This is a genomic window from Cyclonatronum sp., assembly GCF_022565315.1.
GTDB lineage: Bacteria > Bacteroidota > Rhodothermia > Balneolales > Cyclonatronaceae > Cyclonatronum.
In genome coordinates, this window is the sequence record NZ_JAIUMX010000053.1 from 1 (window position 1) to 24,247 (window position 24,247).

General features: G+C 54.4%; 20 protein-coding genes. 6 read left to right on the top strand and 14 right to left on the bottom strand.

Annotation, left to right across the window (positions count from 1 at the left end; translation table 11 throughout):
- Positions 1-114: 114 nt before the first annotated feature.
- A complete protein-coding gene (locus tag LAT75_RS09445; protein ID WP_291482410.1) occupies positions 115-2,964 on the bottom strand; it encodes a TonB-dependent receptor in 2,850 nt (949 codons plus the stop codon).
- Positions 2,965-3,581: 617 nt separating this feature from the next.
- On the opposite strand from LAT75_RS09445, the gene LAT75_RS09450 reads away from it, so the two are divergent.
- A complete protein-coding gene (locus LAT75_RS09450) occupies positions 3,582-4,346 on the top strand; it encodes a class I SAM-dependent methyltransferase (RefSeq protein WP_291482411.1) in 765 nt (254 codons plus the stop codon).
- 67 nt (positions 4,347-4,413) lie between these two features.
- Here LAT75_RS09450 and LAT75_RS09455 read toward each other — a convergent pair whose 3' ends face one another.
- The 10 genes from LAT75_RS09455 to LAT75_RS09500 form a co-directional block, all read right to left on the bottom strand.
- Positions 4,414-5,103 (bottom strand): pseudouridine synthase, encoded by a 690-nt coding sequence (locus LAT75_RS09455; protein WP_291482412.1) that lies wholly within the window; start codon positions 5,101-5,103, stop codon positions 4,414-4,416.
- 41 nt (positions 5,104-5,144) lie between these two features.
- Positions 5,145-5,690, bottom strand: coding sequence for a tetratricopeptide repeat protein (locus tag LAT75_RS09460; protein ID WP_291482413.1), 546 nt, complete (start codon positions 5,688-5,690; stop codon positions 5,145-5,147).
- Positions 5,691-5,732: 42 nt separating this feature from the next.
- Positions 5,733-6,089: a hypothetical protein gene (locus tag LAT75_RS09465; RefSeq protein WP_291482414.1), complete on the bottom strand. Its 357-nt coding sequence runs from the start codon at positions 6,087-6,089 to the stop codon at positions 5,733-5,735.
- 108 nt (positions 6,090-6,197) lie between these two features.
- A complete protein-coding gene (locus LAT75_RS09470) occupies positions 6,198-7,436 on the bottom strand; it encodes a hypothetical protein (RefSeq protein ID WP_291482415.1) in 1,239 nt (412 codons plus the stop codon).
- A gap of 6 nt (positions 7,437-7,442) precedes the next feature.
- The gene (locus LAT75_RS09475; RefSeq protein ID WP_291482416.1) at positions 7,443-8,567 is read right to left on the bottom strand and encodes an ATP-binding protein; all 1,125 of its coding nucleotides are present in this window, start codon (positions 8,565-8,567) and stop codon (positions 7,443-7,445) included.
- 542 nt (positions 8,568-9,109) lie between these two features.
- Positions 9,110-10,276 carry an acyl-CoA dehydrogenase gene (locus LAT75_RS09480; protein WP_291482417.1) on the bottom strand — a complete coding sequence of 389 codons (1,167 nt, stop codon included), beginning with the start codon at positions 10,274-10,276 and terminating at the stop codon, positions 9,110-9,112.
- 127 nt (positions 10,277-10,403) lie between these two features.
- A complete protein-coding gene (gene meaB / locus LAT75_RS09485) occupies positions 10,404-11,441 on the bottom strand; it encodes a methylmalonyl Co-A mutase-associated GTPase MeaB (protein WP_291482418.1) in 1,038 nt (345 codons plus the stop codon).
- Between the two features lie 130 nt (positions 11,442-11,571).
- Positions 11,572-12,990 carry a tRNA uridine-5-carboxymethylaminomethyl(34) synthesis GTPase MnmE gene (mnmE, locus tag LAT75_RS09490; RefSeq protein WP_291482419.1) on the bottom strand — a complete coding sequence of 473 codons (1,419 nt, stop codon included), beginning with the start codon at positions 12,988-12,990 and terminating at the stop codon, positions 11,572-11,574.
- A 71-nt stretch (positions 12,991-13,061) separates the two neighbouring features.
- Positions 13,062-13,277: a DUF433 domain-containing protein gene (locus LAT75_RS09495; RefSeq protein ID WP_363320547.1), complete on the bottom strand. Its 216-nt coding sequence runs from the start codon at positions 13,275-13,277 to the stop codon at positions 13,062-13,064.
- 84 nt (positions 13,278-13,361) lie between these two features.
- Positions 13,362-14,561, bottom strand: a complete 1,200-nt coding sequence (locus LAT75_RS09500) for an AAA family ATPase (protein WP_291482420.1) — start codon at positions 14,559-14,561, stop codon at positions 13,362-13,364.
- A 475-nt stretch (positions 14,562-15,036) separates the two neighbouring features.
- Here LAT75_RS09500 and xseB point away from each other — a divergent pair, with 475 nt between their 5' ends.
- Both xseB and dxs read left to right on the top strand, forming a co-directional pair.
- Positions 15,037-15,249 carry an exodeoxyribonuclease VII small subunit gene (gene xseB / locus LAT75_RS09505; protein WP_291482421.1) on the top strand — a complete coding sequence of 71 codons (213 nt, stop codon included), beginning with the start codon at positions 15,037-15,039 and terminating at the stop codon, positions 15,247-15,249.
- Positions 15,246-17,174 carry a 1-deoxy-D-xylulose-5-phosphate synthase gene (gene dxs / locus LAT75_RS09510; protein WP_291482422.1) on the top strand — a complete coding sequence of 643 codons (1,929 nt, stop codon included), beginning with the start codon at positions 15,246-15,248 and terminating at the stop codon, positions 17,172-17,174. The genes xseB and dxs overlap by 4 nt, the downstream gene beginning before the upstream one ends.
- 126 nt (positions 17,175-17,300) lie before the next feature.
- Here dxs and LAT75_RS09515 read toward each other — a convergent pair whose 3' ends face one another.
- Positions 17,301-18,026, bottom strand: a complete 726-nt coding sequence (locus LAT75_RS09515; RefSeq protein WP_291482423.1) for a superoxide dismutase — start codon at positions 18,024-18,026, stop codon at positions 17,301-17,303.
- A gap of 234 nt (positions 18,027-18,260) precedes the next feature.
- Between LAT75_RS09515 and LAT75_RS09520 the strand changes: the two genes are divergently transcribed.
- The 3 genes from LAT75_RS09520 (at position 18,261) to LAT75_RS09530 (ending at position 21,084) form a co-directional block, all read left to right on the top strand.
- Positions 18,261-19,466 carry a patatin-like phospholipase family protein gene (locus LAT75_RS09520; protein ID WP_291482424.1) on the top strand — a complete coding sequence of 402 codons (1,206 nt, stop codon included), beginning with the start codon at positions 18,261-18,263 and terminating at the stop codon, positions 19,464-19,466.
- Between the two features lie 66 nt (positions 19,467-19,532).
- A complete protein-coding gene (locus tag LAT75_RS09525; protein WP_291482425.1) occupies positions 19,533-20,825 on the top strand; it encodes a porin family protein in 1,293 nt (430 codons plus the stop codon).
- Between the two features lie 40 nt (positions 20,826-20,865).
- On the top strand, positions 20,866-21,084 hold the full coding sequence (locus LAT75_RS09530) for a hypothetical protein (RefSeq protein ID WP_291482426.1): 219 nt from the start codon (positions 20,866-20,868) through the stop codon (positions 21,082-21,084).
- A 282-nt stretch (positions 21,085-21,366) separates the two neighbouring features.
- Here LAT75_RS09530 and LAT75_RS09535 read toward each other — a convergent pair whose 3' ends face one another.
- Together LAT75_RS09535 and LAT75_RS09540 are read right to left on the bottom strand one after the other, a co-directional pair.
- A complete protein-coding gene (locus tag LAT75_RS09535) occupies positions 21,367-23,034 on the bottom strand; it encodes a formate--tetrahydrofolate ligase (RefSeq protein WP_291482427.1) in 1,668 nt (555 codons plus the stop codon).
- Positions 23,035-23,400: 366 nt separating this feature from the next.
- Complete coding sequence (locus tag LAT75_RS09540) at positions 23,401-23,769, bottom strand: (2Fe-2S) ferredoxin domain-containing protein (protein WP_363320548.1); 369 nt, start codon at positions 23,767-23,769, stop codon at positions 23,401-23,403.
- Positions 23,770-24,247 lie beyond the last annotated feature (478 nt).

Genomic DNA, 24,247 nt, shown 5'->3' on the forward strand with positions numbered 1-24,247 from the left:
TCTGCTGTTTACGAGGGAGTCTTCCGCACCATCGCATCCAAACAGAACCAATGCTGCAAAAAGCAGCGCTATTAGAGATTTGGAAATAATTTTCATGATAATCGTCGGAAATTATTAGTTCAGGAATTGATCGAAGGTGAAGGTAACCATGTAAATTGCGCCCATTGAAGGGTTGGCAAAAGAGGTAGTGTATCGCTCGTTTAGTATGTTGCTTCCGCTGAGCTTCACAATGGTGCTCATGTTGGGGATGCGGTAACTTACCTGTGCGTCGAGGGTGCCAAAAGCAGGAATTACGCCTTCGCCAATTGCTGAATCCCAAACAAAAGCATCCTGCCAGCGCCATGCGATGTTGAAGCCAACATTGTTGCCTACGTTACGGTTGCGAAACGAAAGGTTATAGCGCCATTTTGGTGTATTAAACCCGGCACTGAACCCTTGCTCTTCGAGGCGTTTGGCTGAAATCAGCTCGTTGTAGGTGAGGTTACCGCCAACGGTATAGCCGCGGCCAAGCGCATAATCAGCACCTACGGCAAAGCCGTGTGCTTTAACAACACCATCTGCGTTCACATCAAAGCCGAAACGCTGTGTGCGAACGGTTTGATTGATGATGGCATCCTGACCGGCAGCAGTATTCGGATCAAAGGTGCTGAAATCAGGCATTTCTCTCAGGCCGTTAGGAATACCTTGGGTGAAATCAATTTCAGCAAGAAAATCGGTGTACTCGCTGTAGTAGTAGTAGGCATCAACAAACAGGCGGTTACCGAACAGACCTTTGTAGCCTATTTCAATGGTACCTACTTTCTCAGTTTTGAATTCATCAAACTCAACTGCCACTAATCTTGAGCGGGCAAAAGCAGCGTCACGACCGGAAGCGAGTGCAAGGCGGGCGGCTTCAACCGATTCGGTACGGTAAACGGTGTTTGTTTCGAAATTATAGCGGTTAACCAGGGTTGGGTTTGCACCAACAAGGCGGCGGGTAACTACGTCGAGATCGATAAACTGATCTTGTGTAGTCGGGATGCGGAAACCCTGCTGATAAGAAAGACGCAGGTTGTGGTTTGGCACGACTTCATACACAGCAGAAATACGGGGTGACAGCTGCCCCTCGAAGTTTTCATTTTTGTCGTACCGCAGAGATCCCTGCATGTTCAGGCGGCCGTCCATAAACGATTTGGAAAGCTGTGTGTAGAAACCAAACTCATCCATCGTAAACTCATCGCCGTTGTCCTGAAGTGCAAAAAGGGTACCCCGTGAGTTCAGTGCGAAACGGCGGAAATTACCGCCAACGATTACTTCTACAAGGTCAGGATCGATAAACTCTGAGAAATTGTAAAGGCCTTCCACATGGTACAGGCCGGAATTGTCAAGAAATTTCGCACCGCCTTCAGAAATCGGAATGCTGCGGATACGGTCGTAGCGCTCCTGGAAATCAGCTGATCCGGGACGGGGCTGAGCGGCTTCACCGGCCTGACGCGCAATCTGATGCGCCTGCTCAACGGTTGCACCCTGTGTGCGCGCTCCGGCGAAAGCCTGGAAGTAGGCTGGTACAAAGGTTTCGACGTTAATCAGAGATGCGAGCGTGTTGGCTGCAAAAGTATCACCTGAATCTTCCTGAGTAGTATATGCACGAAGGAAGAAATTGGGGTTACGAAGCTCTACTTTACCGGTCCATATCGAAAAGTTGTTGAGTACGAAACGGTCATTGGCTGTGTAAACTGTGCTGCCTTGCCCGTAGTTGAACTGCGCAAGACCCTCGAGATTATCGCTGATGCGGTAGTGAACAGCACCCCCGAATTTCAGAGATTCAGTGAGGTTATCAACAAATTCAGATTCAGTGTATCCGGTAGGGGTGAAGGCGCCCAGCTCCCCGTCGGGCAGCAGGCTGCGGATTCCGGCAATTGCAGTGTTGCCGCCCGCAATAAGTCCGTCAGCAATGTTTCCAATGGTGAGCAGCGGCTGACCGTACACGTTCACGCCGTTATACACGCGATTGCCATTGGCTGAGGTCTCACCCCGCTCTACAGCACCAAAAGTAGCCGGCCCCTGATCACGGAAATCAACGCCGATAAAATCGCTTGCGCGCAGGTACGAAAAATTAGCCTTGTAAGCAAAGCGGTCGTTGATGCGCTGCGCATACCGGATCGAGTAATCCTGATAAAGAGACGGGTCATCATCACGGCCGTCAAGGTGATTAATACCGGTTTTAATGCTTACAGAAAGTCCCGGATAGTCGAAGGGGCTTTTGCTGTTAAGCAGCAGAATACCGTTGATGGCATTGGGACCGTAAAGGGCAGAAGCCACACCCGGAATCAGCTCCACACTCTCAAGGTCAAGCTCCGAAATACCTACAACGTTACCAACCGGAAAGTTGAGGCCCGGCGCCTGATTGTCGATGCCGTCAATTAGCTGAACGAAACGTGTGTTACCGTTAGCTGCAAAACCGCGGGTGTTAACGGAGCGGAATGTTAAGCTTTGAGCCGACATATCAACACCTTTGAGGTTTGCAAGGGCGTCGTAGAAGTTCGGTGCAGCCGTTTCACGGATGGCGATAATATCCATGCGTTCGATAGATACCGGCGACTGAAGCACACTTTGTTCTACACGGGAAGCAGACAGCACAACTTCAGAACCAAAGAAGGCCTGCTCCTGCAGGCGAATAGTAAGCCCGGTTAGCTGTTCATTTGAAACCGTGATTTCAGCACTTGAGTATCCGACACTTGTAACCCTCAGCACAAAAGGCAGTGACTGATTCGTAGTTAAGGAAAATCGGCCGTTAATGTCTGTCGCTACCCCGGCAACAGTACCGCGAACGACTACGTTGGCCCCTATTAAAGGCTCGCCGTTGCGTGCATCAACAACGGTACCTTCAACCGTTACCGACTGTGCAGCAGCTTGGTGGGGTGTAAGCGCCTGTACAGCAAACAGCAGCATAGACACAAACAGAATTGTAGTAAACTTGTTCATAAGGATGTAATTGTGAGTGGTTAGTTCAATTTATAACAGTCTGACAGGCCTGTTAAGTGGTGAGCAGCATTCGGGTAGTGTTCTGTTGCATGAGTCCCTGTATCATACCTCCCACAAAACAGCTATTAGTCAAAAGGCCGCAATTTTTTTGCCCCGTTGTTTATTTAGTATGGGCCGGAGCATGTTGGAAGCGCTTTTGCTTAAGGATTTAATATAAACTTAATTATCAAAAAACCGACACCCGTAACAGTGTTAACTTTGCCGTAATTATCCGAAAGATTGATTTTTGATTTGCCATTCTCCTGAAAAAAGTCTGATACAGATATGCACAAAATCAGCTTTTGGCTTAGGCAGGGATATCTCTAAATCCACTATTCAATTTAGATTATCATATTTAAATACACGAGAAAAACGCTTAAATTTTTCGAAGTATCTTTCATTATTAAATGAAAAACTATTGTGGCCAAAGCTTTGCTACAGATGGAAAAGCGGAATACTAATCTGTTTATTTGGGTGTTTCTGTGAACCCGTTTATGCTATCTTATGCACTTGGTTAAGTTTGTAATCTCACTGCATTACCGAAACTTCCGTCGGTTTGCCCAAATGAAGGATTAACTTTGGATTCAAAACAGCACTGGTTCGAAACCTGGTTCGATACGCCGCTATATGAAGCCCTGTACGCACACCGCGATTATGCCGAGGCAAAGAAACTCGCTGATCTTATCGCCAAGCATTACCCGTCTCAGCAATACAATGAGTTGATTGATATCGCCTGCGGACGGGGCAGGCACAGCTTTAATCTTGCTCAGCTTGGGTATTCGGTAACCGGGGTTGATCTTTCAGAAAATGCCATCCGAAAGGCCGGACGTATCGCTGCTGAAAAGTTTCCTGAGCTGCCCCTGAGCTTCCGCACGCACGATATGCGCGAAAAACTGCCGGGTCAGTGGCCGCTCGTGGTGAACCTGTTTACCAGTTTCGGCTATATGACGCAGGATGAAGCCAACAGCGCCATCCTTAAAAATATGTGCGACGCCGTGGCGCACGCGGGTGCGCTTGTGATAGATTACCTGAACCCGGCCTGCGTTTGTAATGGCCTCGTCAGTTCCGAAGAGAAGCAGCTTGAAAGCTACGATCTGCAGATTTCAAGAAAGGTCGAAAATGACATCGTTATTAAAAACATGCGCTTCCGGAACCGGGAGACAGGCGCTGTGCAGGAGTTTGCCGAGCAGGTAAAGCTGTACGGGCTAAGCTGGTTTGAAGACGAGCTTGCCGGGTTCGGACTCCGGGTTTCCCGGGTTTATGGCACCTACGACGGGCAGCTGTACGATAAAAGTAATGAAGGACTTCCCCGTATGATTATACTCGCCGAAAAAAATCAATGAAACTGCGGTACTGATCTCATCCCCCGCGATGCAGGCCTTCCGCTGTATTTCCGACCCAGGATTAGCCCTATTTCATAGATTTGTAATGCTGTATGAGCTTTTTCAGATCCGGAGCAAGCGGACTTTTAAAAGTGAGTTTTTTTTGATTCACGGGGTGAATCACGCTTAGCTCGGCGGCGTGCAGGGCCTGTCGGTTAATCCATTTTTCGTCTTCTTCGCCGGGGCTGTAGTGCCGGTCGCCGATAAGCGGGTAACCCGCTTCGCTTAGCTGAACACGAATCTGATTTTTCAGGCCGGTAACCAGCTCAACCCGCAGCAGCGCAGCTTTGGCGTACTGCTCAATTACCTGATATTTGAGCTCTGCCCGTGTGCCTTCCGGATTGTCTTCACCCACTATGATATTGCGGAACCCTGTTTTGATGAGCTTCAGGTGATGCACCAGTGTGCCCGACTCCGGCATTACCCTGCCCCGCACCAGTGCCTGATAAACCCGGCGCGGCTCGCGGTTCCGGAACTGCTTCACCAGCTGATGATGCACCCGGCCCGTTTTGGAAAAAACCACGATGCCGGAGGTGTAGCGGTCAATCCGGTGCACGGGTCTCACCCGCTTGCCGAAATCCTGCTGCACCATTAGCTGCAGGTTTACAGATGGCATATCGGGGATGGGCACCGTGAGCAGACCGGCGGGTTTGTCAATCGCCATCAGATGCGCATCTTCGAAGAGCACGGTGTAGCGGAAGCTTTTGGGTTTAGGCATAGATGAAACGATTGTGCGGAAAAAGGAAGGATGGATGTGCCTTAGCTGGCAGAAGAAGCTTTGTCGAGTTCCTGAAGCAGCGCTTTGCAGCCGGCATCATGCGGGAACTTCGCAAGGGTGTTAATCAGGATGATGCGCGCCTCAGCCGTATCTCCCATGTGTGCGGTAACAGACGCCAGGTTGTACAGAATATCCGGCGTTTCGCCCCCGTGTTTAATGCTGCGCTGTATAAAAGATTTCGCTTTCGGAAACTTGCCGAGCTCCACAAGCACATCGGTCGCTTCATTCAGAATGCCCACATGGTCGGGCCAGTGTTCGAGGGCGGTATCGTAGGCCGCTTCGGCTTTTTCGTGATACCCGAGCAGCGCACAGACCGAACCAAGCGCAAACTGCGCAAAAGCAAAATCATCGGGGGCAGGGTCTGCCTGCTCACTGAGCTCCAGCAACTCGTCGCCAACGGATCTGAGTTTGCGAAAAATTTCAAACCGCTCGCTGCTCTGCTCCTCAAACTCGATTTCATCGAGCCGGTCGGAGTGGGCAACAATTTCTTCAGAAAGAATCAGCAGCCGGTTTTTGAGTTCAGACATATCTGTCGTGTGATAACACCGCCTGTACTGCAGGCGCTGCGGTTAAATGCTGGTTTCGACTTCGTGCACTTTCCGGAGGATGGCAGCTGCTTCGGCATCTTTGCCCTGCATCACCCGGTGTTGCAGGTTGGTGATGAGGTAGGAGCGGCTTTCATCAAAAGCCATTTCCCGGGCCATCTTCTCGCTTGAAGTGCGCACAATAGTGAAGAGTTCGTCCGCGCGGATTACGCTGAAAAGGCCGTCGTCGTTGAAGGCGTGCGCTCTCTTTTCTTCATAGTCAGAAAATACACGCGGGAAATCTTCGATGTTTACGGCTTTGGTGAGCACTTCCACATCCTGCATGCCCTCGGCACTCAGGGGGATCCGGCACAGGAAAAAAGTCTTTTCAGTATAAATCATACAGGTATTGGTATCGGTTTTGAGTTAGCCGCACAATATACAAAATGCAGGGCACACCTGCCTTAGCTATAAAAGGGGAGCAGGGCTGCCCTCACGAAGAGTTTGCGCTTAAAGCAGCCGGCAGCTTGCGCACCATTTCTGATGATCCCGGTCGGTAAAAAAAATAAGATGGCCCTCATCGCCCATGCTGAGGTTCAGCCTGCTGCGCAGTGCGCTCACTTCCAGCGGGAAACCGCGCCGGTACACATGCACCCGCTGCAGCTTGCGGGCGGCAAGTTCTTTTTTGAGCTTTTTGTTGTGGAAGGGCAGCAGTTCCAGAAGCCGGAAGGCCCGTCCGGGGAAAGCTTCCGGAACAAATCCGGCATCCGCCGAAAGCAGGTCAGTTGCCGGACTTAGCCGCTTCAGCCCGAGCTGCTGTGCTACGGTTTCGGTTGCGCCGGCCTTGCCGACAGCCGGATCGGGCAGCAGCAGCAGATCACCGGCACGAAGCGCATCACCCGAAACCTCCGGAATCACCGTGCCGGGCATGGCCTTGCGGAACTGATGCCGAACCTTCCCGTCATCATCGAGCAGCACCGCGCTCACTGCTGCGGCTTTAGCCGGTTCCGGTTTCTGCTCCGTGCCCCATCCTGCCAGAATTTCCTTCACCTCCCCGCGCAGGGAAACGACCTGCACAAACTCGGTATCGGGCAGTTCGCGCAGCAGCTGCACGAGGTCGTACAGCGGCGACAGCTTGATGAGCACATTTCGTGCCTTCTCCCTTAGGACCGGCAGCAGCGCCGGGATATCGGGCAGGCAGTCCGCCAGCCGGAACACGCGCCCCTGCTCGTCGCGCCGGGAGGGATCGGCGTAGATGAGGTCGGCCTGCCCCCTGAAGGCATGCAGGTAATCCTCCGCGGTTTGGGTGTAATGGGTGATGTGTCCCCTGCCCGAAATCCGGTGATTGTGCCGGGCCAGCGCACTGATTTCCGGTACGGATTCCACATGGTGAACCTGCTCAAAACGGTCGGCAAAGGCCAGGCTGTCGATGCCAAGCCCGCCGGTGAGGTCCACGCAAAGCCGGCCCGAAAACAGCCCGGCCTTGTACGCCGCCGCCGCAGTACCGCTGCACTGCTCAAGCGAAAGCCTGCGGTACAGCCAGCCCCGCTGATGAAAGCCCGCCAGTTTTTTCTCCGCCTTGCGGTAGCAGAACAGCTGCTCGGCTATGGCCGGGGTGAGGTCGCCCCACGCAGAACGGCCGCGGATGGCAAACTCAGCGGGATCGGGCAGAGGTGCCTCATCGAGTACGCTGGTCCATTCCGGGTGCCTGCTCAGCGGATGTTCGGTGCGTGTTTCATCAGGATTCATGGCTGCCTATTCAGGGAGTACAAAAGCGGTGAAGGTGTCGCGATCGATAAACGTAAGCTCCGCATCGTAGCTGTTTAGGAAGGCACGGGGTTTGGTCTTTTTGGCTTTCGGATTCCATTTAAACTCGAACGCCCGGATTTGTCCGGCCCGGACTTCCACATAATCCACCTCGGTTTGGGTAACCGAGCGCCAGAAGTGCATGCCCGCACGGATGCGGTTGTTGCCCAGCATTTTCATGCGCTCGGCAATCAGAAAGTTCTCCCACAGCGCCCCGGTATCGGTGCGCAGCGTGAGCGGGTTGAAGTTGCCGATAACGGCATTCCGGATGCCGGTATCAAAAAAGTAGATTTTCCTCGACCGGCTGATTTCATTCCGCGCATTGGTGCTGTAAGCGGGCAACCGGAATACTACGAAGGTTTTTTCAAGCAGGTCGATGTAGCTCGAAATGGTGTTTTTATCAACCCCGACAATCTGCGCGAGCTCGTTGTAGGAAACTTCACTCCCGATCTGCAGCGCAAGGGCCTGCACCAGTTTGCTCAGCAAATCCGGTTTGCGGACACCCTCAAAGCTCAGCAGATCTTTGTAGAGGTAGCTGTCAATCAGTTCATACAGCAGCTCTTCCTCATCGCCGGGGGTGGTAATCACCTCCGGATACATCCCGTACAGGATGCGGCTTTCCAGCTGCGACTTGGCCTGCAGAAAGCCGGCATGTGCCGAAAACTCCTGCCAGCTCACGGGGTAAAGCGTGTAATCGCGCTTGCGGCCTGCAAGCGACTCCTTAAACTCACTTGCCAGGTCGAGCGCCGATGAGCCGCTCACCAGCAGCTGCACCTCCCGGAAGTTATCGGTGATGAGCTTGAGGGTGAGGCCGATGTTTTTCACGCGCTGCGCTTCATCGATAAACAGCAGACGCGTATCGCCGATGATGTTTCGAAGGTCTGAAAGGTTGGCATCCTGCAGCTGTGTCCGCACAATGGGCTCGTCGCAGTTGAGCTGCATGCGGTTCGGCTGCTGCTCCGTAATCGATTTCAGCAGGGTCGTTTTGCCCGTTTGCCGCGCACCCAGCACAATAACGGCCTTACCGCCAAAGAGGGTTTTGGTGATGCGCTCGCTTAAAGTACGGTCAATCATCTGGCTGCGGATAAAACAGGTTCAGGTGGACATTTGGCGGATGCCAGACTCTATTCACCAAATATAGACTTTTTTAGGGAATACACTCACTAAAAAACTATGTTTTTGGTGAATAGATAATTCGCAGAACGTATTCGTGCGAGAAGCGCATCCCAAAAACAGTCAGGCAGAGAGGTCGTATGCTGGGTTTGTGAATGAAATGTTACTGAATATCAGGTTCTATTCACCAAATATTAACTTTTTAGGTGAGTACATTCACCAAAAAACTATGTTTTTGGTGAATAAGTAATCCGCAGAACGTATTTGGGCGAGAAGCGCATCCCAAAAACAGTCAGGCAGAGAGGCCGTATGCAGGGTTTGTGAATGGGATGTTACTGAATATCAGGTTCTATTCACCAAATATTAACTTTTTCGGTGAGTACATTCATCAAAAAACTATGTTTTTGGTGAATAGTATTTCCTGAAAACAAAAAAGCCGGTCACCCCAAGGCGACCGGCTTTTTTTATGATGACTTTAAGCGGCCGGTTTGCGGCACAGCTTTTCAGGAAAGAATCAGCTTGGCGATGGTTTGCAGCTGCATGTTGGAGGTACCTTCGTAAATCTTGCCGATTTTGGAATCGCGGAAGAATTTCTCGACCGGGTATTCTTTAACGAAGCCGTAGCCGCCGAATACTTCGATGCTCTGTGAAGAAACGCGCTCGGCAACTTCGGAGGCGTAGTACTTACACATGGCCGCTTCTTTGAGGAACGGCTGACCAGCCATTTTCAGGCGCGCGGCATTGTACACGAGCAGGCGGGCCATCTCAATTTCGGTGGCCATTTTCGCGAGCTGAAACTGCAGTCCCTGAAACTCGCTGATAGCCTTGCCAAACTGCTTGCGCTCTTTGGAGTAGGCAACGGCTGCGTTAAAAGCACCCTGTGCAATGCCGATCATCTGTGCGCCGATGCCGATGCGGCCTTCGTTCAGGGTCTCGATGGCGATTTTGTAGCCTTTGCCGACTTCCCCGATTACATTTTTGGCCGGCACGCGGCAGTCTTCGAGAATCAGTTCCGTTGTGGAGCTCGCCCGGATGCCGAGCTTGTCTTCTTTCTTGCCGACCGAAAATCCTTCAAATCCGCGCTCAACCACAAAGCCGGTGATGCCGCGGTAACCGGCTTCCGGATTGATGTTGGCAAATACCAGAAAAATATCGGCTTCATTGCCGTTGGTGATCCAGAGTTTGTTGCCGTTAAGGATGTATTCGTCGCCTTTCTTTTCGGCGCGTGTTTTCAGGCTGAAGGCATCGCTGCCGGAGCCGGCCTCAGAAAGGGCATAGGCGCCAACGGTATCGGTTGCGAGCCGCGGCAGGTAGGTTTCCTTGAGGTAGTCGTCGGCGAAATTCAGGAAAGCGTTGTTAACGAGGGTGTTCTGCACATCCATAAAAACGGAGGTGGAAGCATCAACTTTGGCGATTTCTTCGATGGCCAGAATCGACATAAAAAAAGAGCCGCCGCCCCCTTGGTATTTTTCCGGAACTTCAATGCCCATCAGCCCCATCTCAAAAAACTGCTTCACCAGTTCGGGGTCAAGTTTGGCTTCTTCGTCCATTTTGTGAACCAGCGGAAGCACCGCGGTTTTGGCAAATTCGGCTGCCGCGTCGCGCAGCATCTGCTCGTCTTCCGTGAAATGGGTGAGGGGTTTAAAACTGAGATCTGCTGCTGTTTCCATGAGATTAAATTAATGATGATGATTTTGTTGATTGAATGAGAGTGCTACAGCAAGCTTAAATTCAATAATTCCCAATATACCGCTATTAAAATGCCCAAAAAAGCCCTTCCAGCCCGTTTTGCAATCCTTAATCAGCGGTCTTAGTTGTATTTGCCTGCGGTGATAACGGCTGCTCCGCACTGCTGTTTTGCCGGAAGACTTCGATAAGTGCCTGACCCGCAAGTACCGGCGTAGTATCCCCGATGCGGATGCGGCCGGTTTCCTCATCCCAGCTTTTTTTTACCGCCGGGCTCTCCCAAAGCCGGGCGAGCAAAAGTTCTTCGGTGAGGCGGCGGGTCCAGTGTATGAGCTGCCGGTTTCGGTTTCGGGCGAAGTGTCCGTCAGCCCGCATGCGTTCCAGATACTCGAGCACGTGCTCCCAGGCATCCGCCACACCGTTGTTGTAGAGGGCGCTGCAAAGCTTCACCTCGGTCGTGTAGCCCGGGTATTTGGGCCGCAGCAGGTGCAGGGCATTCAGGTACTCGCGCCGGGCGGCATCGGCCCGCTTTTCGAAACCGGCATCGGCTTTGTTCACCAGGATGAGATCCGCCAGCTCCATAATACCGCGCTTAATACCCTGCAGGGAGTCGCCGGCATTGGGCAGCATCAGCATCAGGAAAAAATCAACCATAGAAGCCACTTCGTATTCGCTCTGCCCCACGCCCACGGTTTCCACAATCACCACATCGTAGCCGGCCGCCTCACACAGCAGAATGCTCTCCCGGGTTTTGCGGCTCACCCCGCCAAGCGTGCCGCCGGTAGGGGAGGGCCGGATAAAAACTTCTTCCAGGCGGCTGAGTTCGGTCATGCGGGTTTTGTCGCCCAGAATGCTGCCGCCGGTGTAGGGGCTGCTCGGATCTACGGCGAGCACCGCCACACGTTTGCCCTGTGCGGCCACATTAAGGCCGAAGGCTTCGATAAAGGTGCTTTTGCCCACCCCCGGCACGCCGGTAATGCCCAACCTCACCGAGCTGCCCGTGTACGGCATGAGCTGCTGCAGCAGACGCTGCGCCAGCTCCATATCGGCGGCCCGGGTGCTTTCCGCCAGGGTGATGGCCCGTGCCAGTGCCCGCCGGTTTCCGCTGCGGATGCCGCTCACCAGCGCCTGTTCGTCGTAAGCTCTCATTGAAGGAAAATCAAAAGTATTAGGTCGTTCAAAAATGCTGCGTTTTGTTTTGCTGTGCGGTCTTGAGTTTTTTCGGGTGATGGGCTTCCGGCCTTCAAATACCTCTCAGCAGATTCCGGTTTGCGCCGGGTCACTTTCCGATACAGAAGCGCGAGAAAATGGAATCCAGCAGATCTTCGGTGGTGATTTCCCCGGTGATGGTTCCCAGCTCATGAAGCGCCGTGCGCAGGTCGATGGAGAGCAGGTCGCCGGTAAGCCCGGTGTCCAGCCCTTTGAGGGCTGTGTGCACGTGCCGCCGCGTTTTTTCGAGGGCATCCCGATGGCGGCTCGAGGTCACGAGCAGGCCCGAAGTATCGATGTCGCGGTTTTCCAGCACGGCATCCTTCATCATGCGCTTCAGCTCGTCTATGCCGGTGCCCTCAAGGCTCGAGACTTCGATGTCGTGCCTGATCCGCGCCTGCGCTTCCGCGGGTTGTTTGAGCAGCTCTTTGCGGTCGGCCTTGGTGCCCACAACGAGCAGGGGTTTCTCAGGCCACTGCGCCCTGATTTCGGCCATAACCTGCGCATCCTGCGGGTCAGGATTTTGGAGGTCGGAAAGAAACAGCACCAGGTCGGCTTCGGCAACCGCCTTGCGTGAGCGGCGCACGCCTTCGGCCTCGATTGCATCGTCGGTCACGCGCAGCCCGGCCGTATCGGTGAGGGTGAACAGCAGCCCGTCGTAGCTCCAGTCGGCATCGATCACATCGCGGGTAGTGCCTGCGATATCCGAAACAATGGCCCGCTCGCGGCCCATCAGCGTATTCAGCAGGGTTGACTTGCCGGCATTGGGTGCGCCGGCAAAAACCGTGCGGACGCCATGTTTCACGATCCGCCCGGTTTCGTAGGTTTCGAGCAGCTGATCGATGCTGCTCACAAGGTCAGTAAAGAGCCTGCGGAGGTCGTCGCGACTGGCGAATTCCACATCCTCCTCAATAAAATCAAGCTCCAGCTCAATCATGGCCGTCGCATCAATAATCTGCTGCCGGAAAACCTTCACATAGTCGCCCAGCTTGCCTTCGAGCTGCTGACGCGAACTCTCCGCGGCTTTTTTGCTGCGTGCGTGTATGAGATCGGCTACGGCTTCGGCCTGCGACAAATCGATCTTGCCGTTCAGGAAGGCCCGCTGCGTAAACTCGCCCGGCTCGGCTGCCCGTGCGCCGGCATGAAGCACGGCCTCGAGCACAAGCTGCGTGTTAATCACCCCGCCGTGACACGAAATTTCGACGGTTTCTTCGCCCGTGTAGGAGCGCGGGGCGCGGAACAGGCTCACGAGCACATCATCGAGGATGCGTTCGTTTCGGGTGATGCAGCCGTAGTGTATGGTATGGCTTGCTTTAGCGGTGAGGTCGGCGCCCGAAAAGATGCGCTGAACCAGCGCGATGCTGTCCCGCCCGGATACCCGGATTACGGCAATACCGCCCTCGCCCGAAGGCGTTGCGATGGCGGCGATGGGCTCACGCTGCGTGATTTCGGCCCGTTTTTGTTCTGCTGATGGATTCGGAGTTTGCATACCCCAAAGTACCCAACCCGCCGGACATGGGCAACGGAAAAGCGGGAGATCGCAAGCCGATTGCTGCGCGCTTAACGGATGAAGGAAGCTGTATGCTGCCCGGCACCTTCAATAAGGGCAACAGCCTGATTTCTCTGCACGGACGGAAAGTCTTCCAAAAATGCATCAAGAGAATCACCCGATTTCAGGTAGTCCCAAAGCGTTTTTACAGGCACCTGCGTACCCTTAAATACGGGCGTGCCCCCGAGGATGTCTTTGATTTCGGGAAATAATGGTTTTCGACTTATGAGCTGGCATGGGGATGGCTGCGAGGTAAGTATTAAATGTTAAGCAAAGGCTTTATAAAGGCGGGATGTGCAATATTAATTAATTTAGTACAGCAGTCCGAGCATCCAGAGGGGGATTCTGTTGGCTGTGGGATATTCGAGCCGGTCAGAAACCACAAATCCATTCTCTGTACCCTGAAGCTGCTGCCGGCCTTTGCCGGGTCCGCCGGTTTCGAGGGTGAAGGTATCATCAACCAAAAAATCACCTTTTGCCGGATAGCTGACCTGATGCTTAACGCGAAGCTGCTGAAGGGCAAAGCTTTCCCGCACACTGCCCGCGTCAGGCTCCCCGCGGCTGAGCATGTACATGAGGTTTGGGTTGCTGATCAGGATCTTTTCCGGTTTTTGAAGCATAGAAGTACTCTTGCCGGCAGCGTGCATCATCGAAATGAGCTGTGCCTGTTCGAGCAGGTGGAGGTAGCTGAGCAGGGTTGTTCTGCTGATACTGGTTTTCTCGGACAACTTTGAAATGTTGGGTCTGAACGGCACACTTGTGGAAAGCAGACTCAGCAGCTGAAGAATTTTGCGGGAATTGCGAACATCAAAGCCTTCCATCTCGGCCATATCGTATTCCACAATGGTACGCACGACCTGATTCAGGCGGATCATGTACGTTGCTTCTTCCTCAAGGAAAAACGGGTAAAACCCGAACTGCAGGTAGTGCCCGAAGTGCTGCAGCGGACGAAAAGAAGGGTCTAAACCGGCTGTGATTTCTTTGCCCCGGCTGAGGAGGTCGGTCAGGGTCTGAGGCTCAATCACAATGTTGTGACGCAGCTCGAGATACTCCCGGTACGAGAGGCCGTGCAGCTGATACATCACAGCCCTGCGGCTCAGATCATGCTGCTGCCGGCTGATATCTATGATGGAGGAACCCGAAAACACAATTTGCAGCTCAGGGTACCGGTCGCAGAGCATTTTCAGCTCCTGCGACCAGCGCGGGTATTTGTGAACTTCATCGAGCGCAATCCGCCGGGCCCCTGATTTGTACAGCTCGGATACCGTTTCTGAAAGATTGTGTGCCGAAAAATAGAGGTCGTCAAGACTCAGGTAAACTCCTGCTGGAGCTCCGTCGGATGTTTCGTTGAGATACTGAAGCAGCAGGGTGGTTTTGCCGGTTCCCCGGGCACCAAGGATGCCAATCAGGCGGCTTTGCCAGTGTATCTGTCCAAACAGGTACCGCCGGAAAGGTCTTGCGGCAGCCGCAAGGCGGATTTGCGCATCAGATTGTTCGTAGAGATGTTCCATGATTGTGTGGACCTGCGGTTGGGGATAAAATGAGTTGTATTTCCGGATGAACAAAATAAGACTTATTTTGTTCATCCGGAAATACAAAATTAGCCAAAAACTGTTCATCCGAATTAATAAAAGATCAATTTCCAAGCCTGAACAGGCTGCTATCGGTCAAATCCCGGATGAGGGCACGGTACGCATCACACTACCCCAAAACACAGCGCTGTACCGGTGCTGCGTGCCACCGAAAACGGAGGCGGCCTGAGGATTTTACAAAACCGATTACAGCTGGTTTAAATCGCCTGCTCAAAGCCGGCAGACTTGCCGGAATTGCAGCTGTTTGCAGGCTAAGCCTTTACAAGATTTACACCAGCGCAAACCGGTTGAACGATGCACCATGCCATACGGTTGAATGGATTGCCTTTGGGCAGATGCAATTTGTGCGCTTAAGGCGTAATTTGTTTGGTAGTTGTTCCAAAATAATTTCTATATGACAGAGCAAAATAAAGATTTAAGCTTTGAAGAGGCCCTCAGCCGTCTCGAACAGGTGGTAGTACAGCTGGAAAAACCGGATCTGCCGCTGAAGGAATCGGTTGAGTATTTTGAGCGGGGGTTGAAGCTTTCGCGTTATTGCAGCCAAATTCTGGAACAGGCCGAACTGCAGGTCGAACAAGTAAAACAAAACGACACCCAACCCTCATGAATCTACCAGAAATTAAACCCGGTCCGCTGCTGGCAGGCATTAACTCCCCTGCCGACCTGCGTAAACTCAGCCGCGAACAGCTCGACGATGTGTGCTTCGAACTCCGCGACTATATTATAGATATCGTATCCGTGCACGGCGGACATTTCGGGGCGAGCCTCGGGGTTGTGGAACTGACCGTAGCCCTGCATTATGTGCTCGATACGCCGCACGACCGCCTCGTGTGGGATGTGGGTCATCAGGCATACGGCCACAAAATCCTGACCGGCCGCCGGGATAATTTTTATACCAACCGCAAGTACAAAGGCCTTTCCGGTTTCCCGAAGCGCAGCGAAAGTGAGTACGATACCTTCGGTGTGGGCCACAGCTCCACTTCTATTTCGGCGGCCCTTGGTATGGACGTTGCCGCCAAAATGAAAGGGGAGAAGCGCACCGTAATGGCCGTAATCGGCGATGGTGCCATGACCGGCGGAATGGCGTTTGAAGCCCTGAATCATGCGGGTGATATTCCCAACGACATCACCGTTATCCTCAACGATAACAACATGTCGATCGACCCCAATGTGGGCGCTCTCAAAGAATATCTGGCCGATATTACGACCTCGAAAACCTTCAACCGTTTCCGGGATGATGTGTACGACATGCTCGGACACTTCCGCTCGGCGGGCGACAAAATGCGGAAAGTGGCCTCCAAAATGGAAGCCGCCCTCACCTCGGCGCTCACGCCCGGCGGACTCTTCCGCGCGCTCGGCTTCAAATACTACGGCCCGGTTGACGGCCACAATGTGAAGGGTCTCGTGCGCCATCTCGAAGACCTGAAGCACATTCCGGGTCCTAAACTGCTGCACGTCGTTACCGTGAAAGGCAAAGGCTTTGCGCCTGCCGAAAAAGATCAGGTGAAATGGCACGCACAGGGCAGCCCTTTCGATAAAATTACCGGCAAGTCCCTCGCTGTTAAAAGCACGAAGCCATCCCTGCCCAAATACCAGGATATTTTTACCGATGCCGTTATCGAAATGGCCAAGCAGGATGACCGCATCGTAGCTGTTACGCCTGCCATGCCGAGCGGCACCGGACTCCTCAAAATGATGAAGGAAATGCCCGACCGCTGCTACGATGTGGGCATAGCCGAGCAGCACGCCGTTACCTTTGCGGCGGGTCTTGCTACGGAAGGCAAAATTCCTTTCGCCGGCATTTATTCCACCTTCCTGCAGCGCGGCTACGATCAGGCGCTGCACGATGTGGCCCTGCAGAAACTGCCGGTCGTTTTTGCCATGGACCGCGCCGGCCTTGTTGGTGCCGACGGCCCGACCCATCACGGCCTGTACGACATCAGCTACCTGCGCTGCGTGCCCAACATGGTACTCTGTGCGCCCATGAACGAGCAGGAACTGCGCGACATGCTCTACACGGCAACCTGCTACACCGACCGCTCCTTCGGGATCCGCTATCCGCGGGGTGAGTGCACCGGAGCCGGTTTCCGACCGGGCTTTGAGCAGATGCCGCTCGGCAAAGGCGAGCAGGTGCGCAAGGGTGAGCGCGTAGCCGTGCTCTCTTACGGCACCATCGGCAACTACGTGATTGAAGCCGCCGAAAAGCTCAGCGCTATGGGCATCGAAATAAGCCACTACAACATGCGCTTTGTGAAGCCGCTTGATACCGCGCTTCTTGATGAAATTGCCGCCGCTTATGAGCACGTCATTACCATTGAAGATGCCGCGAAGCAGGGCGGTTTCGGCAGCGCCGTTGCCGAGTACCTCTGCGAACTGCCGCAGCGCCCGCGCATGACCATCATGGGCGTACCCGATCGCCTTGTAGAGCACGGCAGCCAAAAGCAGCTGCACCACGAAATCGGCCTCGACGCCGACGGCATTATTGCAACCGTTCAGAAAATTGTGGGTGAGCCGGTGCCGACCGCACGCTAAGCACTTCGGCCCGACCCGGATCACATCACCCTGAAAAACAAAAACCCGGCTTCTCTGCGTGAGAAGTCCGGGTTTTTTTGTGATTTATTTTAACGATGGATGGGCTTCTGCGCCTCATCCGCTTGCTTAGCCGGCGGATGCAGCTGCTTCGTACATTTCAGCAACGACATCCCAGTCCACGACTTCCATGAAGTTATCGACATACTCGCCGCGACGGTTTTGGTAGCGCAGGTAGTAGGCGTGCTCCCATACATCAACCATCACGAGCGGGCGGGTTACCCAAAGCGTGAGATCACTTTGACGCTCTGCCTGATGAACCACCAGGTTTCCGCTGTTCGGTTCGTAGGCCATGATGCCCCAGCCGCTGCCTTCAACGGCATTCGAAGCTGCCTTAAAATGGCGCTTAAACCCGTCAAAACTTCCGAATGAGCGGTTGATGGCATTGCGAAGCATGGTATCGCGGGGCTCACCGCTGCCGTTCGGACTCATAATTTCCCAGAACATCGCGTGCAGAAAGTGCCCGCCGCCGTGGAAGGCGCTCTCGCGGCTCCAGTGCTTCACGATGGAGAAATCGTTGGTTTCGCGTGCTTCGGCCAGTTTGCTGAGCGCGTTGTTGAGGCCGTTCACATAAGCCTGATGATGCCGGCTGTGGTGCAGCTCCATGGTTTGGGCGTCGATATGCGGCTCAAGGGCATCGTAGGCGTATTTGAGCTCGGGAAGGACATACTGCCCGTCGCGCCAGGTGTCGGCTGCAACTTTTGCAGCAAAGGAACTTGAGGGTAAACCCAGGCTTGCAGCACCCAAAACGGCTGCGCCCGCGAATGATTTCTTCAGATACTCACGTCTGTTCATGGAGATAAGTTGGTTGAGGTGAAAAAAAACTGCCGGCAGAGTCCGGCAGCGGAAAGCAGCCCGGCTTAGCTGAAGCCATGCGCTGCAAGCTTTTGATACCAAAGGGAAAATCTGTAACAAACATTCCTTTTGCAAAGAAAAGCAGACTTAACGGGGCACGTAACAGTGTTCTTGTTTGGTTAACCAATAAATGATTACATTAGCGCGGATAACTTAAAAAACCGCTTTTTTTAAATGAGTGAAACTACCCGCAAACCCCGTATCGGACTCGCCTGCGCAGGCGGCGGCATAGAAGGTGCCGTGTACGAAATCGGCGCCCTCTGTGCCCTCGAGGAGGCCATAGAAGGCATCGATTTTTCCAAAGCGCATGTTTATGTAGGTGTTAGCGCCGGTGCCATCATTACGGCAAGCCTTGCCAACGGCATCACGCCGCGGCAAATGAGCCGTGCCATTCTGTCGCATCAGCACAATGTGCACCCCATCACGCCTTCCACTTTCTACAACCCGGCCTACCGCGAATACCTGAGCCGGGTGGGGCACATTCCCTTTATGTTTGCCTCCATGATGTGGGATTATATGCGGTACCCCGGCGATATTTCGCTGGGCGGCTCGCTCTCGCGCATCACCGAGCTGCTGCCGGTGGGCGTTTTCGACAACACCCCGATCCGGGAGTACATGCAGAAAAACTTCTCCTACGACGGCCGCACCGACGACTTCCGCGAGCTCAAAACCCGCCTGCGGATTGTGGCGACAGATCTCGACACCAGCCGCAGCGTGGTGTTCGGCAGTGTGGGCTACGATGATGTGCCCATCAGCCTTGCCGTGCAGGCAAGTACGGCCCTGCCGGCTGTTTACACGCCGGTGCGCATCAAAAAGCGGGATTACATCGACGGCGTAGCGCAGCGCACGGTGCACGCAAGCGTTGCGCTCAGCGAAGGGGCCGACCTCACCATTTGCATCAACCCGATTGTGCCGTACGAAGCAACGGTTCCGCAAAACGGCAACGGGGATTTGCCCCTCGACCGGCTGCTTGCCGAGCGCGGACTCCCCGCAGTGCTGTCGCAGACTTTCCGCACCATGATTCACTCCCGCATGAACATCGGCATCAACCGCTACAAAAAAGAATACAGCGGTCAGGATCTCATTGTGGTAGAGCCCAAAACGACCGACTACCGCATGTTCTTCACCAACATCTTCAGCTTCTCTTCCCGCAAGGAAGTCTGCAACTACGCCTACCAAAGCACGCGCCTGCACCTGAAGCAGAACGCCGATTCCGTGTGTGAAATCCTGCAGCGGCACGGGCTGCGCCTGAACCGCCGCGCCCTTGAAGACGACTACAAAACCCTCTACGACCCGGTTTACCACACCGAAAGTGAGCGCACCGTATCGAACCTGCACCTCACCCTGCAAAAACTCGACGGCCTGCTGCAGCACATGTAGGCGGGCCTAGTTTGGGATTTCATCATTCCAAAGAAGCTGTCTTCAGGTTGTGTGAAAATCAGTATTTTGCCTTCAAACTATTTTTCACCAACCAAGCCATCCATGAACGGTAGTGTTACTGCGGTACGATCTGCCTTTGCAGCGCTTATTGTGCTGTTTGCTATTCATCTTGTTTCCCCCGCATCCGAATTAAATGCCCGGCAGAACGCCACGTTCGCGCCCGGCTTTCTGATAACCACAGATGCCGACACCCTGCGCGGGCAGGTGCTGCTTGCCGATGCCTACGATCATTCCTGGCGGGTGCAGTTCCGGCCGGAGGGGGAATCAACCTTCCGCATTTTCCGCCCCTACGAGGTGTACTCTTACGGCACCGACGGCGGCTTCACCTGGTACTCGGTACAGGGCGATTTCGATGAAGAAGGCCTGCAGACCGTTTTCATCCGGGAAGACATCACCGCATCGGTTACCCTGTACTCCACACAAATTACCCGCGAACGCACCGATTTCTTCATAAGACCGGGCGAAAACCGCCTCATTTACCTGCAGCGCGGGTTTTACGTGATGCAGCTCGAATCCGTTTTCGGGGAGTGCGGCACTTTTATGCGGAACCATGAGCGGGCCGCACGCGCCTTCCGCTATACCGAACAGGGCATGGCCCGGGCCTTCGGTACCTATTTTGAATGCAGCGGCGAAACCGAAACCGCGGTGTGGCGGGTAGATCGCTTCGAGCGTGCGCCGCGTCCGTTTAAGATTGGGGTTATGGCCGGCTTTAACACAAACAACAGCCGCATCACCGCATTCGAAACCAACCTCTACGCCGGGGTAGCTTACGACTACGAACCGGGCTTTTCGGTCGGGGTATTCGCTGAAGTTCCGGTACCGCTCAACGGGGTAACATTTAAGCCGGAGCTCTTTTTTACCACCCGCGGCGGAAGCACCGTAATTCCTTACCCGCTGCCCAACCCGCCGGAGCAGCTGCTCACCAACGATGAGCTCACAAACCGCTTCACCTATGTGATGCTCAACCTGCCCCTCATGCGCGAGTACGAAGTGTTTGGCCTGCGCCCGTTTGTGCAGGGCGGGGTAATGCTGGGCTGGCTCACGAGCACCGAATCACGGGTAGGGCGCATGGTGCTCACGGCTGAGGGGGAAGAAGCCTTCCGCGAAGCGGATGTCATAAGCCTGTACAAAAACCTCTCAACCGGCCTCAACCTCGGCCTGGGGCTGCGCGTGCCCGTATCGGCACAGCAGTCGCTGCTGTTCGAAGGCCGCTACACCCGCATTTTCTCCAACCTCGACGACGGGGTTGACAGCTTCCGCACAACCGCGCTTGAGCTGATGGTCGGGTTTTCGTTTTAAGCCCGGTGATGGCACGCGGATTTGGCGGATCAGGGCGGATTTGCGCGGATTATTTTTGCGGCATCGGAAAGAAAAAAGCAAGGGAAATGCCGCAGGATTGGGAGCTGTCGGGTTGGTACCAAAGACAGTGATGCGCACGGAATTCACCCTGAAAAATAACGGTCCTGATCTTTTGCTCTCTGATACAGCTAAAGCACCCGACGGCGGGGCGGGGTGTGGCCTGTCGGTTCAGGACTTGAAGCTTAATGCAGGTTTTTGAGCAGAACCGGGGCGCGGCAGAGAACCACCCTAAGCCCGGTATTTTTGATTTCCGTGGCTGAATCCGGGTGTCGTGATGTTCACACCCCGCCCCGTCACCCCCGGTGCACTTGCAGGGCTTGGTGTTGGTACAGCTTTTAAGTCTTTGAATGATACAGGGTTGGGGGCACCCCTCTCGAGAGGGGATTTGCTCGCGCCCGGGCGTAATCGATTTTCGTGAGGGATGGCTGCTGTTCTGAGCCGGTTTGATTTTCGGGGCCGGAAGCGAACAAATCAACCTTCCTCAAAACAGGCCGGTTATTTTGCCGTTGCGGTCGATATCTATGGATTCGGCGGCGGGACGGGCGGGCAGGCCGGGCATGCGCACGATGGTGCCCGTAATCGGGATGAGGAAGCCGGCGCCGGCGGCGAGTTCGATTTCGCGGATGGTTACGATAAAATCTTTCGGGCGGCCCAGCAGCTCGGGGTTATCGGAGAGCGATTTCTGCGTTTTGGCGATGCAGACCGGCAGCTTGTCGAGCCCGAGCTCCGCAATTTTGCGCAGATCTTTGCGGGCCTGCAGGGTGTAGTCGATGGCTTTGGCGCCGTAAATGGTGCGGCAGATGGCCTCGATTTTCTGTTCAACGCTCCAGGCGTTGTCGTACAGGGGCGTGAACTTCGTATCGTTCGCTTCGGTGATGCGCGCAACGGCATCGGCCAGGCTGTGTGCCCCGGCCCCGCCTTTGGCCCACACATCCGCAACGTGAATCTCCACCCCCGTGCCTTCGAAATGGGCCTGAAGCGCCTCAATCTCTTCATCGCTGTCGGTCGCAAAGCGGTTGATGGCTACCACCGCGGGCACGCCGAAGTGACCAATGTTTTCGAGATGCTTTTCCAGGTTCGGGATGCCTGCTTTGAGGCGGGCTACATCGGGCCGTTTGAGCTCGTTTAAGGGTGCCCCGCCGTGATACTTGAGCGCGCGGATGGTGGCAACGAGCACAACGGCCTGCGGCTTAAGCCCCGCCGCACGACACTTGATATCGAAGAATTTCTCGGCACCGAGATCAAAACCGAAGCCGGCCTCGGTAATCACGTAATCGGCCAGCGAAAGCCCCATGCGGGTGGCAATCACAGAATTGGTGCCCTGCGCGATATTGGCAAAGGGTCCGCCGTGTATGATGGCCGCGTTGCCCTCGATGGTCTGCACGAGGTTGGGTTTGATGGCATCTTTCATGAGGGCGGCCATGGCGCCGGTCGCTTTCAGGTCGCGGGCGTAAACGGGCCGTCCGTCGAAGGTGAAGCCGACAAAAATATTGCCGAAGCGCTCCTTCAGGTTTTCGAGATCATCGGCGAGGCACAAAATCGCCATAATTTCGGAGGCCGCCGTAATATCGAAGCCGGTCTCCCGCGGGATGCCCGAAGTCGTGCCGCCCAAACCCGTGATGATGTGCCGCAGCGAGCGGTCGTTCATATCCATCACCCGTTTCCAGTGCACGGTACGCGGATCGATATCGAGGTTATCCCGCACCTGATGCAGGTTGTTGGCAATGAGCGCTGAAAGCAGGTTGTGCGCCTTTTCGATGGCTGAAAAATCGCCGGTGAAATGCAGGTTGATGTCCTCCATGGGCAGCACCTGCGCGTAGCCGCCGCCGGTAGCGCCGCCCTTCATCCCGAAAACGGGACCAAGAGAAGGCTCCCTGAGCACGGGGATGGTGTTGCGGCCGGTCTGATTCATGGCCTCGGACAGGCCGATGGTGACCGTCGTTTTGCCCTCGCCCGCGGGCGTGGGCGAAATGGCCGAAACCAGCACAAGCCGGGCCTGTTCAATTTTCTCCTCATTAATGAGGTGGAGCGGAAGCTTGGCTTTGTGCTTGCCGTACAGCATCAGATCATCTTCCAGAATACCCCAGCGTGACGCAATTTCGCGGATGTCGCGCAGCTCAACCGATTGAGCAATGTCGATATCAGTCATAAATCAAACAAAAAATTAAAGGTCGGATACAAAGAGCTAAACTTTAATGTACAAAATCAGACCTCACCAAACCCGCAGAAAATGCGGGGGATTGCAGAAATAAAAAGCCTGAAACGGAGAAGGGGGAGGTGAAGGTCAGCTGCGGTTAAACCCATGCCCTGCTTAGAAACTGAGCGGCAAGGCGCGGGAATACCAAACGCAGACCCGGGCTAGCAGGGGAATGTTGCACAGCGGGCGGGCAACCGGCAACCCGCCTGACCGGCTATCCCGAATGATGCTTCATGCAGCCGAACCGGAGTAGAAGCTTCCCTAAAAAACTTTGAGACTTAGCGACTCTGCGTGAAATATCAAAAGCAGCCGGGGGGCTCACTCGGTATCCGGCAGCTCCTGCGGACCCGGGTTTTGAGAGAACATAAACTCGGCTACCGGTTTGCCGCCGATGAGGTGTTCCTGAATGATGCGCTCAAGCACCTCCGGGGTGCAGGAGTGATACCAAACCCCCTCCGGATACACAACGGCTACGGGACCGCGACGGCACACGCGCAGGCAGCCGGCCTTGCTGCGGTACACCCCGCCGCTGCCGCTCAGCCCGAGCGCATCGAGCCGGGATTTGAGGTACTGCCAGGAAGCCATGCCAAACTCCGCCCGGCAGCATTTGGGCTCGGCCGGATCGGCACAAATAAAAATGTGCCGCTGTATGGCATGGAGATGAAGCTCCTTGGCCCTGGCAAACATGCGGGCCTTAACAAAATCGGGGGTGCTATCGGTGTCCATAGATTCGGATCAGTTGTGTGGGAAGGTCTTTTGGATTGACAGAGGAAGGATGAAGGTGCCCAAAAAAGTGCGGCTGCCCCGAAAGATACAAGCCGCACACAACACCTGCCAACGCTGCACAGAAAAACCGGAGGGATGGCGACTGACCTTCTGCTGGAAGTACAGCAGGAAACCCGTTTCGCGGATTACCGCCTGCTGACAGAAACGGCCTTATTGGGACCGGACGTGCTTATAAATCTTACGCGTGATGTCATAATTAAAGAGCTATGGTATTCAAAAAAGCAATATTGATACAACATTTACAAGACGAATGCCACATTCTTAATTTGAAATAGAGCGGGGTTTCAATACATTATTTTTTTACCAAAGCACCCCAAAACGCCGGTTTTGTGACTGACGGCAGCGAAGCTGTGAGAGGAAGTGTGAATGGGATGTAGAA

Coding starts and splice junctions, on each gene's coding strand:
- mnmE (WP_291482419.1), bottom strand. CDS start 12,990: ATGCAAACTCCGAATCCATCAGCAGAACAAAAACGGGCCGAAATCACG.
- LAT75_RS09540 (WP_363320548.1), bottom strand. CDS start 23,769: ATGTTTGCCAGGGCCAAGGAGCTTCATCTCCATGCCATACAGCGGCAC.
- LAT75_RS09470 (WP_291482415.1), bottom strand. CDS start 7,436: ATGAATCCTGATGAAACACGCACCGAACATCCGCTGAGCAGGCACCCG.
- LAT75_RS09475 (WP_291482416.1), bottom strand. CDS start 8,567: ATGATTGACCGTACTTTAAGCGAGCGCATCACCAAAACCCTCTTTGGC.
- LAT75_RS09515 (WP_291482423.1), bottom strand. CDS start 18,026: ATGAACAGACGTGAGTATCTGAAGAAATCATTCGCGGGCGCAGCCGTT.
- xseB (WP_291482421.1), top strand. CDS start 15,037: ATGACAGAGCAAAATAAAGATTTAAGCTTTGAAGAGGCCCTCAGCCGT.
- LAT75_RS09520 (WP_291482424.1), top strand. CDS start 18,261: ATGAGTGAAACTACCCGCAAACCCCGTATCGGACTCGCCTGCGCAGGC.
- meaB (WP_291482418.1), bottom strand. CDS start 11,441: ATGAGAGCTTACGACGAACAGGCGCTGGTGAGCGGCATCCGCAGCGGA.
- LAT75_RS09465 (WP_291482414.1), bottom strand. CDS start 6,089: ATGATTTATACTGAAAAGACTTTTTTCCTGTGCCGGATCCCCCTGAGT.
- LAT75_RS09480 (WP_291482417.1), bottom strand. CDS start 10,276: ATGGAAACAGCAGCAGATCTCAGTTTTAAACCCCTCACCCATTTCACG.
- LAT75_RS09500 (WP_291482420.1), bottom strand. CDS start 14,561: ATGGAACATCTCTACGAACAATCTGATGCGCAAATCCGCCTTGCGGCT.
- LAT75_RS09460 (WP_291482413.1), bottom strand. CDS start 5,690: ATGTCTGAACTCAAAAACCGGCTGCTGATTCTTTCTGAAGAAATTGTT.
- LAT75_RS09535 (WP_291482427.1), bottom strand. CDS start 23,034: ATGACTGATATCGACATTGCTCAATCGGTTGAGCTGCGCGACATCCGC.
- dxs (WP_291482422.1), top strand. CDS start 15,246: ATGAATCTACCAGAAATTAAACCCGGTCCGCTGCTGGCAGGCATTAAC.
- LAT75_RS09455 (WP_291482412.1), bottom strand. CDS start 5,103: ATGCCTAAACCCAAAAGCTTCCGCTACACCGTGCTCTTCGAAGATGCG.
- LAT75_RS09445 (WP_291482410.1), bottom strand. CDS start 2,964: ATGAACAAGTTTACTACAATTCTGTTTGTGTCTATGCTGCTGTTTGCT.